The organism is Aliidiomarina halalkaliphila, from assembly GCF_007096385.1.
Taxonomy (GTDB): Bacteria; Pseudomonadota; Gammaproteobacteria; order Enterobacterales; family Alteromonadaceae; genus Aliidiomarina; species Aliidiomarina halalkaliphila.
In genome coordinates this window covers 661,099-673,839 of sequence record NZ_VJWL01000001.1, presented here as the reverse complement: position 1 = coordinate 673,839, position 12,741 = coordinate 661,099, and the positions used below count along the sequence as shown (strand labels likewise).

The following is a 12,741-nucleotide window of genomic DNA, read 5'->3' as shown; positions in this document are numbered from 1 at the left end:
GTGTCAGTCTTACCCCCGTAACATTTCAATAACATGTGATCGTGATGTCGATCAGCGGAGGAAACGACCATGAAGAAGTCATCTGTTTCAGCAGCCATTGGCGCAGCGCTTGCGTTGAGCATGGCGCATGCTAGCCACGCTAGCGTGCTTGGCGATGTATTAAAAAATACCATTGATACCTTAGATCCTACCGACAAAGTGATGGTAGTGGTGACCTATGACCAATTGGAGCCTGTATCGGAAAGCCAGTTGGGCCGTTTACTGGATATAGGTATTACTGAAGGTGTGCAATTTCAATCGCTGCCGGTTATTGGAGTCCTCGCAGACCCCAGCCAGATTGAAGCGATTAGTCTCAAGCCTGAAGTTCGTTCAGTGTGGCTAAACCGCCCACTGGAGTACTTTAACGCAGGTTCACGTCAGATTACCGGTGTTGAGCAGGTACAAGGTCAAGACTTTATCGACCGTAACGGACTTGAGTTTACCGGGAAGGGTGTCACTGTTGTGGTACACGATAGTGGTATCGACGCGAGTCACCAAGATCACTTCTTCGGTGACACTGTCGTTGAGAATGTGCAAGGCCTCACCCATGCCCAGGCTCTGCGTTTGCTAGGCACCAATGGCTTCTGGTTAGAAGGTCAAATTAATACGGATACCAACTCAGGGCATGGCACTCATGTTGCGGGCACTATTGCCGGCAACGGGATGATGTCTGACGGTAAGTACGCAGGTGTGGCTCCGGATGCGGAATTAGTGGGCTACGGCTCTGGTGGCGGTATTGCGATTCTTGATGCCCTTGGTGGCTTTGATTATGCCATCAGCAATGTGTATTCGTTTAACAGCCCGATTCGTATTATCAGTAACTCCTGGGGTAGCTCTGGGAAGTTTGACCCGAATGGGCCAATTACTATTGCGACCTATAAAGCTTATCAGCTCGGAATTTTATCCGTATTTGCTGCGGGCAACTCAGGTCCTGGTGAAGATACGCATAACCCATACGCACAAATCCCATGGGGTGTATCGGTTGGCGCAGGCACAAAAGATGGTGACCTAGCGAGCTTCTCCTCACGGGGTTTAGCCGGTGAAAGTGGTAGCTTTACCATGCCTGATGGTTCTGAATGGACCTACACTAATGATGTCACTATCGTGGCACCGGGTGTCGATGTGATTTCAACCCGCGCGTCTACAAACCTTTCTGCAAATGGCGGTGCGAACGATATCGGCGCCATTGAAGAAGAATATCTGCCGTTCTACACCATGATCTCGGGAACCTCCATGGCTACCCCACATGTATCTGGTGTGCTTGCACTAATGATGGAAGCGAACCCTCGTTTACAACCTTTAGATTACGTTGAATTACTCAAGCAAACTGCCACCAATATGCCAGGCCGCGAGTCTTGGGAAGTGGGTGCAGGTTACGTGAATGCGCGGGCTGCCTTGTCTGCGGTGCTTGGCTATAACCAAGAGTTTAGCGAGAACGTAAACAGTTTGCGTGACTTCAATGCCAATGCGTTAACATCGATCAGTGAGCGCACTGAGAACTTTGAAGTGTTATACAGCCCAGTAGGCGACCCAGATACATTTACTTTTGATGTGGACGATAGCACTGCGTGGGTAAAAGCGAGCGCGTCTTCGTTAGCGAATACGGTAAAACTCATGCTTGTTGCACCGGATGGTACTGAGTATTCAGGAAACCTGACGTTGCCTGCGTTAGAAACCGCAATGCGCGTATCTGCACCGGGTCAAGCGGGCACTTGGACATTATATGCCTATGGACTGACGTCACTCTCTGGTGTCGAAGCAGATCCTTTGGGCTTGACCAATGGTCCTGGTGTACCAGAGTTAATTTCAGGTCAGGTAGAGTTCGTTGAGTCTGCAGGCTACGATGGTGTGGATGATATCGAAGGGCATCCGTTACAAGGTGCCATTGAATATGCCATTAGCCGCCGTTTAGTGGATGGTTTGAACAATGGTCGATTCCGTCCAAATGCTAACTTACAACGTCAGCAATTAGCGGAATACCTCGTCATGGGCGCGGCTGTGCGTCAGTATCGTGACCTCTTGAATGAGCCTTCACCGAGTGTAAGTCAGCTTCCGCGCGGCAAAGAAAGCTTTGCTTTAGCGGTCAGCCAAGCAGGTGGTGCACTGCGTGATACCGATTACTCACAACAATCAGTGATGCGTATCGTGAACGATCAGTTTGCGCCGCGTGATGCAGTGACTAAGTTGGATTTAGCCTATAGCTTTGTACAATCACTCGGTTTGCAAGCAGCGGCAGAGGCCTTTGATCCAGACCAACCAATCACTGTGACTTATCAAGGGCAGACCATTGCGATTAGCGACCAGAATGCAATTCCTCGTGAGCTGCGCGGTCATGTCCAGATGGCACTGAACTTGTCGCTATCGAATGTGAAATTCGATATCAAACAAGGACTGCTCGACCTACAACCGACCATTACCGCAACCTTTGAACCAGAAAAAACAATCACACGTGCGGAATATTCGGTATGGGCTAGCCGTTTATATGATGGTTATTTTCAATAAAAACTAACTAAAAACAAAGTAATCGGGTTCACAGGACGTGACCCGATTGATTATATTTCAAACAGGCGTTACATTTGTGTTACTGAGTTTGTAACAAATTGTTTCAACGTAGGAGCAAGATGATGATTGTCTCAGCCAATCGTGCTACGCCAAATCGTTCACGGCTTACCCATTATTTGAGTGTATTGCTTGTGTGTATTGCCGCTTATGCAATGTCCACACCCGCACATTCAGCAACAAACGTGGACGTTTCTTATACGAATGACGGCTTTACTGCCCAAGTTCAGCTCACTAGCTTAATTGAACTGGAAGTGGCTGTTCGTTTTGAAGATGCCATTGGAGTGTCAGCCGAGAACTTCACCTTGGACTTTCAATTGGTGTCGCCATTGAATTCCAGTGTACTGAATCGGTTGCCCGGCACTCTTGTTTCGCTGCCGACGGATTTCCCCGTACTGATTTCCATTCAACCAAAATCAGATCGCGGTTTTAGCTTTGCTGGGGTTGCGGAAATCGAAGTTTATACGAAAAACCTGCATTATGTGCCGGGCTCCCCATTGCGCTTATTCCATAGCTCCAATGGCGGCCAATTTAAGGATATTACGGTCACTACGGGTGCGGGAAGTTATCGGGCCCGGGGTAATATGGGTACCTTCTCAGATTTTATCATCTTGACTGACTTACGGTCGCCTTCCGCGGTTATTTCAGGGAAGGTCAGTGCGTTGTCGGATTATTTACAATCACAATCTAACGTGATTGATTCTCCGACCTATAACTTACTCGCAGCAGCAATGTCGACGTTGCAACAACAAGTGGCGAGCGGTAATTATAGTGGTGCGCAAACAACGGTAAACAGCTTGATTACGATTCTTGAAACTGCAGATGAGGCAGCCATGCCGTCTATCTGGCGTTCATCGAAGGACCTGGAGAACGTGTCGGGAACCCTGCTCGCGCAAGCGCGCACGTTGCGCTATAGCTTGCGGATTCTATAAGGACGAACCAACGCCATGCCATTACGCTTGCACATGAATCTCGTTGATCAACCAAGTCAGGTTGCCCTTCTTATGGAAGGGCGACCCTATGTGGTTGGCCGCGGCTCCAGTGCAGATATTCATCTAAATCATCCGGCAGTTTCTCGCAGCCATGCGCAGTTTCAGTTCCACGACGGCAGTTGGCAAGTACAGGATCTCAATAGCAGCAGTGGTTGCTATGTGAATCACGAGCGAGTGGCGCAATTGCGCTTAACCCGTGATCCTGTGCAGTTTCGGATGGGGCAGGTAAATTGCGTTGCCGAATGGGTTCCTTATCGAGACGCGGTGGTGAGTGATAGCCAAGCAAATTGGCAACTGAAGCAAGTGCAGAATAGCACGCCTCAGTTAATGCAGCCGATGGACTTAGATACCTTTGCCAACTTTGCCACCGAAATTCTACAGAACCTCTTTCCCCGTGAACGGGCGGCACTTTTACTCCTTGATGAGCAGGGCGAGTTAACACACAGCTGTGGTAATCCTCACTGGGTAAACACCGATGATTTTGCTGGCAGTCGAACGGCGATTCGTCGCGTGGTAGAAACGCACAAGCCAGTTGTACTTGCAAATATTCAGGATGATCGCCACTTGCGCATTGCCAATAGTGTTGTGCAACAAGGCATCAATTCCTTAATTTGTGTACCTGTAGCGTTAAATCAAACACTCTACGGGGTGTTGTACGCAGATAGCACCGAAGTATCGCGGCCATTCACTGAGATTGACTTACGTGTCGTTACATCGTATGCCCGTCAATTAGGGATCGTTTTTGGTCTACGGGAGATTGATCAAGAACTTGCTAATTCTTAAATACCGCTATAGTGTAAAGATTACAGTGTAAAATCTACTGTAGAAAATTGTATAGCGGGCTGTTTCCAGTCATCTATTACCCCCTCAAAATTCATATAAATCAAAACAATCCTTATGCATGAGAGGTAGAAGCTGAGGTGGATGTTTCGAACCCACAAGACGGGAATCAGGATGACGTCCGCACAACTGTAGTCACCGATACAGGAATTGCCGCTGGAACCCTTTTAGCGAATCGCTTTCTGATTGAAGGTGCGCTTGGTGAAGGTGGTCAGGCACAGGTGTATCGTGCTCATGATCAGGTGACTGATAAGATCATTGCGATTAAAGTGTTAGCGCGCCGTTCTGAGCTCTCTGAGGGTGCCATTCAACGCTTACGTGATGAGCTCCTTGCTGCCCGCCAAATTTCCGATCCCACCATTATTCGTGTGCATGAGTTTTATCGCGACGACGCCTATGTGTTTTACACAATGGATTGTATTGAGGGCACCACCTTGTCGACCCGATTGCAGAAGCCGATCACACTGGCCGAAGCGGATCGCTGGATACAGCAACTTATTCAAGGGGTGCGTGCTTGCCATCGAGGCCAGGTTATTCATGGGGATATTAAACCCGCCAATTTACTGATCAATGAAAAACATGATCTGATTGTGGCGGATTTTGGCATTAGTGCAGCGCAAGGCACCCAGTTTTCAGGAACAAGCGGCACCGATGGTTATCGTGCCCCTGAGCTCGATGCCGGTGAAACCGCGACCTCGGCCATTGATATTTACGCCCTAGGAAGGGTAGTTGAACGGCTCATTAGCGCGGTGAAAGGGCGTGATCTGCGGTCGGTGCTATGGCGTTCACGTTGGCGTCAATTGGCCCGAAAAATGCGCCATGCAGATCCCAATGCGCGGATATCACTTTCCGCATTAAGTCGGTACACCTCAGCGCAACCTATTCGTCCCTCGGTAATGTTTGGTGGGCTTATCGTGATGTTGCTAAGCCTTACCTTCATCTATCAATTTTACCAAGATCGCTCTGGGGCGGCTCCTGCGCCTATTGTGGAAAGCGGCGAGGCACCGGCACGTATTGCTTTTGTGCGCGGTGAAGGATCGTCGGAACTACAGCAGATCCTACAAATGCTCACACTGACTTATACCGCAGAACCAGACTTTTCGGTTATCCCATCCGGGCGAGTGGATGAGTTGTTGAGTCAGTTGGGATTGAATCCCTTTCAGCAGGAGCGCGACCGCCAACGTTTGGCCACTTTGCTCAATGTGTCCACCCTCGTATTTCTCGAATCACCATCAGGAACAGATACCTCGGCACCCTATATTCAGGTTTACCTAAGCCACTTCCCGGATAATCGTATTCACGGGGTGGAAGCATTTGCCCTTACTGAGGGGCCGTTGCCTGTATTTCAAGTCATCCGTGGTCATTTGGATGAGCAACTGGGTCGTCAAGTTCAGGAAGTAACCTCCACTCCTTTATCGCCTGAGCTCACCGCGCTCATATTACGGATTCAGGAGGCGTCTGATGCAACGCTTCAGTCGTTAATTGAGGAGTATCGTGACCAGTATCAACAAGCGCCAGCTTTTTGGTATGCCCTAGCAGACTGGGCGTATTGGCAAGACAACGACGCGGCGACGCGGGAGTACCTGGCACAACTGTTTGCCACGCAAGAGCAACACAGTGCGAGCTACTGGGTGTTGCAAGGGCAAGTATTGGAAGCTGAGCTTAACGGAGACCTTGAATCAGCAGCGGTCGCTTTGGATCGTTTACTCAGGGAGTTCCCAGAGCGTCCGGATTTACTGGAGCACCGTGCCCAAATTGCCCAGCAGCTCGATGATATTGCCCTTGCAGAACGATTGTTGGAGCGGGCTTTAGCCATTGATCCTAATTCAGGCTATCGGTGGTTTGAACTAGGCCGATTACGCATCAATCAAGGCGATATTCAAAGCGCCATTCACCATGAATTAGCCCAAGGCCTGATTCGTTTTCGTCAGCAAGAAGATTTGGCGGGTCAAGGCACTATCTTAAACGCGTTTGGCGTGGCATATCTTCGTATGGGTAATCTTGAGCGTTCCCGTGATTATTTCGAAGAGGCCCTTGCAGTGCGGGAGCAGGCTAATGATTTATCGGGACAGGCAGTGACTTTAGGCAATCTTGCCAACGTATTGTCGATCATGCAGGAATACGATGAGGCCGACGCGCAGTTAAGCCGTGCGGCGGATATTTTTGCGCAAATGAACGATCATCGAGGCATGGCGCAGGTGATGAATGATCGTGGCTACGTTGCAGAGGAACAGGGGCTCTACGAAGCTGCATTACGGTATTTTCGAGACGCCCTAGATTTGCGTATGCGCTATGGTAGTACTAGCGAGCAAGCGGAAAGCATCAGTAATGTCGCCTTTGTGTATTTCCTCTCTGGGGATTTCAGTCAGGCCGATATATTTTTACGCCAAGCCTATACGTTATTTGAACGTATTGGTCATCAAAATGGGATGTTGCGTACAGAGTTGCAACTGGCGAACTTGCATTTGCATCGGGGGGAATACCAAATTGCGACCCGTATTTTAGCGCGCGTAAGTGGTGAAGTAGGGGATCATCGCCCCATTGAGCAAGCCTTTTTGAATTTTGTTCTTAGCCATCGCAACTTTGGTTTAGGAAATATGGATACGGCACGCACTAATATTGCCGCGGCTATTGCGCAAGCGACGACAATTCAAGATTATCGGGCGATGATTGAAAACGCGCTATGGCAATATGAAATGTGTTTCTGGCTTGCGGATCGAGATTGTCTTGAACGCGAGTATATGGTGCTTATGGATCAGCAAGACGGATTCACGCGAGAGCAGGCGGTTGTGTTTGCTTGGCTAAATTGGAGTTACCATTTTCTGCAAGAGCAACGGACTAGTACGGAAGGCATCGAAGAGTTACTTCAGGCGGTGAATGAAGTGAATTTACCACTGCACACTGAGCTGAAGATTCGTTTGTCGCTGTGGGAGTTTGTTCCTGATTATCTGGATGACGATGAAAAGCGGACACTACGCGCACGCATTCGGTCATCTTATTACAAAGAATATTTGCATGTGCATTATTTGATGGCACGGGATCAGTTAGAAGCGCCGAGTAACCTGGCGTCTTTGCTTGCGCGGCACCCTGACCATTGGCGCAACCATGTGTTTATTGTGGCCTCAGACGCGTCTGAAGAAGTCATCGGCAATGCCCAGCAGCAATGGCTGAACTCCCTTTCTAGAGAACAGGCGCAGCGCTATCAGTGTTGGTTTTTAATGGAGTGTGCCCGTGAGCAATAAGCTCGAGTCCCTCTGGCAGGTACAGCAACAGTTACGCACGCTGCTTATGGAAGAGCAGCAGGAATTACGTGATCTCGCGAAACGCGTATGGAGCCAACAGGAGCTAGAGCGTAATCAATTGGCTCGCGACCTCCACGATGGCGTCGGTCAATCCTTAGCCATTCTATCGCGGCGCTTGAAACTTCGCCGTGACGACTCCGAAGATGACGAAAATCTCTATCTGCTTGCCAATAATGCCATGGAGGATATTCGTACACTTGCGCGCTTAATGCGGCCAACAGTTTTGGACGATTTGGGGTTGCACGCCGCACTGAAATGGTTAGCGCGAACTATGTTTGAACATGAGGCAATTCGCTATGATATTGATGTGGACGTAGCCGAGCAGTTACCCACAGATCTGAATATTATGGTATTCCGAATTGCCCAAGAAGCCTTTACCAATATTTTGAAACATGCGCACGCCACAGAAGTACGTGTGTTTGCTTGTCGCAACGGCCAAGCCTTCCGGATGGATATTATTGATAACGGTGTCGGCTTTGTGTACGACGCAGTGGAGAAAGGCGTGGGTTTAAGTAGCATGTTTGACCGAGCCGCCGCCTTTGATGCGAACTTGGATCTGCAAACCCGTCCCAATAACGGCACCCAGCTCACCTTGCAGGTGCGCTTATGAGTCGTCGTATTACACTCGTGATTGCAGATGACCACACCCTGATGCGGCAAGGGGTGGTGCGCATGTTAGACGTGTACGATGATATTGAGGTGTTAGCTGAGTGTGAAGACGGCGCGGAGTTAACCAAAGCGGTAATTCGCCATCAACCGGATGTAATATTGATGGATATCGCCATGCCGCGCATGAATGGCTTAGTCGCTATTGAAAAAATTCTCTTGCAACGCCCCGAGGCAAAAGTGCTGGTACTCACCATGCATAATGAACTTGAATATATGGAGGCGTTTTATCACTCCGGAGCCGCGGGCTACTTGCTAAAAGATTCAACGGGTGAAGAACTCTATCAAGCGATTTGCGCCGTGTACGATGGTCGCCGCATATTTCCTGAGGAACTGGAAGATGCCTTAAAAAGCGGGAATGTAACCCCGAGTTTAGAGCACTTGACCCGACGAGAACGGGAGGTATTTCATCTGGTGGTGCAAGGCCATCCCACCAAAGAAATTGGTCGCTTGTTGAATATGGCCACGAAAACTGCAGAGCACCATCGTGGGAAAGTGTTACAGAAGTTCCAAGTAACCAGTACCGCTGAGCTGATTCGAATTGCAGTAAAGATGAAAATATATCAATAGCTTACCTATTTATCTCTGATCTCGAATATTTGCTGATTATAAAGTTCGGGGATTTCCCCGATATGAAGCAATCGTCCACCATGTAAATGTGTCCTTGTTAAATTCGTGTTACAGAGGACACAACAATGAAACGCACTACATCAACTTCCTTAAAACTTGCTTCAGTAGCGGCAGCGACGCTGTTTGCTCTTGGCGCCCAAGCGACCAGTATTGGCCCACAGGTTCAATCCATTCTGGATGCGAACCAATTGGACGGTACGGTCGAATTAGTTGTGAGCTTTGACGGTGACGGCCCACTTACTCGTGATCAAGTGCTTGCACTTGAGAACTTGGGTGTGACCGGAACCACATTCTCACAGCTTCCCATCGCAGGTGTTGTGGCAAGCTTGCCGCAGATTCAGGCGATTACAGCATTGCCTGACGTACGTTCAGTGTATTTAAACAAACAAATGACCTACGAGAACGCCGAAGAGACGGAATTAACCGGGGTAAACCGGGTACGCACGGATCGCGATTTGCGGGTGAATGGTTTCCCCGTGACTGGTCGTGGCGTCGGTGTTGTGGTGAACGATTCAGGGATTGATGGCTTACATCGGGACGTGGAGTATCCAACCCGCACGATTCAAAACGTCGCAGCAGCGATTAACCTCAATAGTTTTTCGCCATTACTGCCTATTACCTATCAAGAAAACCTAGTCACTACCGATCAGCTTGGTGGTCATGGTACGCACGTAGCAGCTACCGTGGGTGGTGACGGTGTGATGTCTGGTGGCTTGTACGAAGGGGTTGCTCCCGGTGCGAACCTCATTGGTTATGGTTCAGGCGCTGCGCTTTTCTTACTCGACACCCTAGGTGGTTTCGATTACGCATTAGCGAACCAAACGCGTTACGACATCCGTGTGATTACCAACTCATTTGGCTCTACTGGTGATACTGGAACGGATTTTGACCCGAATCACCCAACCAATATCGCGACCAAGAAACTTGCAGACCGCGGCGTGATCGTGGTGTTCTCTGCAGGTAACTCAGGTTCAGGTGCAGGGACCATTACCGGTAACTTCAAAAAAGCCCCTTGGGTAATTACCGTAGCGGCTGGTGACGCACAGGGGAACCTTGCATCGTTTTCAAGTCGTGGTGAGCGCGGTCGTGGTGGCGATGTCACCATCAATGGCGAGACCTTTACTTGGGAAGATCGTCCAACTGTCACAGCCCCTGGTGTGGGTGTGATTTCTGCGCGGGTACAATCGGATCCGCTCGGTGGTTTGAGTGCTACATCTGATGCTGAGCGCATTGAAGTGGGGCATTTACCGTACTACACAGCGAAAAGCGGTACCTCGATGGCAGCACCTCATGTTGCTGGGATCGTGGCATTAATGCTGGAAGTAAACCCGTCGCTTGAATGGCGTGAAGTAAAAGCGATTCTGCAACACACAGCCACCAACATGCCAGGTCGCGATGACTGGGAAGTGGGCGCAGGGTATGTGAATGCCTACGAAGCCGTAAAAATGGCGGCGAGCCTTGCGGTAGACCCAAGTGGTTTGAACAACTTGGATCGCGATTTCAATGCGTCAGCGACAATTGAAGTCGGCGCGGAAGACACCATCACTGCATTCTTCTCGCCTGTAGGTGAGCCGGAGCGTTATAGTTTTCAAGTAGGTAGCGACATTACCTTAGTTTCTGCTAGCGCAAATGTGGCTGAAAACACCGTCGCCATTGTGCTGACGGACCCAAACGGTAATCGCTATGGATCCGGTGTGTCATTGCCTGTGCTTGGTCAAAACATTGCAGCGACAGCGCCTGGTGTTGCCGGCGAGTGGACACTAGAAATCCGCGGTGTCGGTGGTTTATCCGGTGTTGCCCTTGATCCGCTCGGTGTGACCAATGGCTATGGCGTACCAGGTGATATCAATGTGCGGGTTGTTCAAGAGCGTGCGGGCGACTTCAGCGGCTTAGACGATATCGACCAACACCCAGCGCAAGGGTTTATTGAATATGCAGTACAAAACCGCTTAGTGGATGGTTTAGGCAATACGTTTAACCCAAACCGGGAACTGCGTCGCATCGAGTTGGCGGACTTTCAAGTGATGGGTGGAGGTATTCGTCAGTTCCTTCCAAGTGCCGCGCGCTTCACAGATGTAAGTGGTTTTTCAGCATTGTTGGCTGAAGCGACTACAGCACGTGGTGCAGCACTTAAAGATCGTGCACAGTTCGAGCCGGGCGTGATTCGTGCAAGCGGCAGCAAGTTCAACCCAAATGGGCGGGTAACGAAAGCTGAACTTGCCTACACTTTGATTCAATCCATGGGGTTAGGTGTTCAGGTCGCGGATTTTGACGGTGAAGTAGTGGCTTATTTCAATGGCCAAGCGGTACCGGTCACGGATGCAAACCTAATTCCATCAGAGCTGCGTGGTTATGTACAAGCGTCTATAGAAGCCGGCGTTCTGCCAGTACGCTTCCATATTCAGCAAGGATTGCTCGATTTGGAACCGACGATTACGGCAACTTTCGAGCCGTCGAAGCGTATGACTCGGGGCGATTATGCGGTCGCGGCTACGCGCTTACATAAAGCGTTCTATTAATCTCTCCCCCCTCGAACCTCGAGAGACCTTTGCCAGCTTCTTCGGAAGCTGGCTTTTTTGTTTAGTTTCCAAGCACTCAACCCGCTATATGGGCCTTACCCCGGCGTAATTTTGTGCTATGATTGCGGCTTTGAAAATTAGGGCGAAACGCCGGTATACATGGGCGTATGAGTAATTGAGGATGAGCATGGATTTACAAGCAAATCTTGCGGAGATTCTGGCGGCAGGAAAAGCAGCCGCAAATGCCGCAGTAACTCCCGCCGACATCGAGGATGTCCGCGTTGAGTTTATGGGGAAGAAAGGCAAGTTAACTGAGCAGCTAAAGAGCCTCGGTAAGCTAAGCCAGGAAGAGCGCCCGAAAGCGGGTCAGCTGATTAATCAGGTGAAGCAAGAACTCCAAGATTTGCTGAATGAACGCCGAGATGCCCTAAAAGATGCAGAGTTGAACGCACGTCTTGAAGCGGAACGGATCGATGTCACTCTTGCCGGGCGTATGGCGCAGTATGGTGGTGTACACCCGGTAACGCGAACCATTCAGCGCATTGAAGACTATTTTGGTCAACTTGGTTTCGCCGTAAAAGAAGGTCCTGAAGTGGAAGACGACTTCCACAATTTCGATGCGCTAAACATCCCAGCGCAACATCCAGCCCGTGCCGACCATGATACCTTCTACTTTACGCCACAAACCATGTTGCGTACGCAAACCTCTGGCGTACAGATACGTACGATGGAAGTAGAAAAACCACCATTACGCATTATTTCGCCAGGCCGCGTTTACCGAAACGATTACGATCAAACCCATACCCCGATGTTTCATCAGGTGGAAGGGCTTATGGTCGATAAAAATGTGAGTTTTACTGAGCTCAAAGGCATTTTGCACGACTTTCTCCATCACTTTTTTGAAGAAGATCTGGATATCCGCTTCCGTCCGTCTTACTTCCCATTCACTGAGCCTTCAGCAGAAGTCGACGTGCGTCGTAAAGACGGAAAATGGCTAGAAGTATTGGGCTGTGGCATGGTGCATCCGAATGTACTCAAAGCAGTGGGTATAGATCCGGAAGAATACACGGGCTTTGCCTTTGGTATGGGTGTGGAGCGGTTAACCATGATCCGCTATGGCGTGAATGATTTGCGCGCATTCTTTGAAAACGATCTGCGTTTTCTTAAACAATTCAGCTAAGTGGTAGGGTGATA

Annotated in this window: 8 protein-coding genes; all 8 read left to right on the top strand. The window is 49.7% G+C overall.

Going from position 1 to position 12,741, the window contains the following annotated elements; all coding sequences use genetic code 11:
* Positions 1-69 precede the first annotated feature (69 nt).
* The 8 genes from FM042_RS03120 to pheS all read left to right on the top strand — a co-directional run bounded on the left by FM042_RS03120 (position 70) and on the right by pheS (position 12,727).
* On the top strand, positions 70-2,541 hold the full coding sequence (locus FM042_RS03120) for a S8 family peptidase (protein WP_143234279.1): 2,472 nt from the start codon (positions 70-72) through the stop codon (positions 2,539-2,541).
* 119 nt (positions 2,542-2,660) lie between these two features.
* Complete coding sequence (locus FM042_RS03115; protein ID WP_143234278.1) at positions 2,661-3,530, top strand: DUF6689 family protein; 870 nt, start codon at positions 2,661-2,663, stop codon at positions 3,528-3,530.
* 15 nt (positions 3,531-3,545) lie between these two features.
* Positions 3,546-4,373 carry a GAF domain-containing protein gene (locus FM042_RS03110; RefSeq protein ID WP_143234277.1) on the top strand — a complete coding sequence of 276 codons (828 nt, stop codon included), beginning with the start codon at positions 3,546-3,548 and terminating at the stop codon, positions 4,371-4,373.
* A 137-nt stretch (positions 4,374-4,510) separates the two neighbouring features.
* The gene (locus FM042_RS03105; RefSeq protein ID WP_143234276.1) at positions 4,511-7,672 is read left to right on the top strand and encodes a protein kinase domain-containing protein; all 3,162 of its coding nucleotides are present in this window, start codon (positions 4,511-4,513) and stop codon (positions 7,670-7,672) included.
* Positions 7,662-8,342, top strand: coding sequence for a sensor histidine kinase (locus FM042_RS03100; RefSeq protein WP_232366344.1), 681 nt, complete (start codon positions 7,662-7,664; stop codon positions 8,340-8,342). Before FM042_RS03105 ends, FM042_RS03100 begins: the two co-directional genes overlap by 11 nt.
* Complete coding sequence (locus FM042_RS03095) at positions 8,339-8,968, top strand: response regulator transcription factor (RefSeq protein ID WP_143234275.1); 630 nt, start codon at positions 8,339-8,341, stop codon at positions 8,966-8,968. The genes FM042_RS03100 and FM042_RS03095 overlap by 4 nt, the downstream gene beginning before the upstream one ends.
* 125 nt (positions 8,969-9,093) lie before the next feature.
* Positions 9,094-11,547 carry a S8 family serine peptidase gene (locus tag FM042_RS03090; protein ID WP_143234274.1) on the top strand — a complete coding sequence of 818 codons (2,454 nt, stop codon included), beginning with the start codon at positions 9,094-9,096 and terminating at the stop codon, positions 11,545-11,547.
* 187 nt (positions 11,548-11,734) lie between these two features.
* Positions 11,735-12,727: a phenylalanine--tRNA ligase subunit alpha gene (gene pheS, locus FM042_RS03085; protein ID WP_143234273.1), complete on the top strand. Its 993-nt coding sequence runs from the start codon at positions 11,735-11,737 to the stop codon at positions 12,725-12,727.
* Positions 12,728-12,741 lie beyond the last annotated feature (14 nt).

What these genes read in the sequence shown, in the direction of transcription:
- FM042_RS03120 (WP_143234279.1), top strand. Translation starts at nt 70, where the DNA reads ATGAAGAAGTCATCTGTTTCAGCAGCCATTGGCGCAGCGCTTGCGTTG.
- FM042_RS03115 (WP_143234278.1), top strand. Translation starts at nt 2,661, where the DNA reads ATGATGATTGTCTCAGCCAATCGTGCTACGCCAAATCGTTCACGGCTT.
- FM042_RS03110 (WP_143234277.1), top strand. Translation starts at nt 3,546, where the DNA reads ATGCCATTACGCTTGCACATGAATCTCGTTGATCAACCAAGTCAGGTT.
- FM042_RS03095 (WP_143234275.1), top strand. Translation starts at nt 8,339, where the DNA reads ATGAGTCGTCGTATTACACTCGTGATTGCAGATGACCACACCCTGATG.
- FM042_RS03090 (WP_143234274.1), top strand. Translation starts at nt 9,094, where the DNA reads ATGAAACGCACTACATCAACTTCCTTAAAACTTGCTTCAGTAGCGGCA.
- pheS (WP_143234273.1), top strand. Translation starts at nt 11,735, where the DNA reads ATGGATTTACAAGCAAATCTTGCGGAGATTCTGGCGGCAGGAAAAGCA.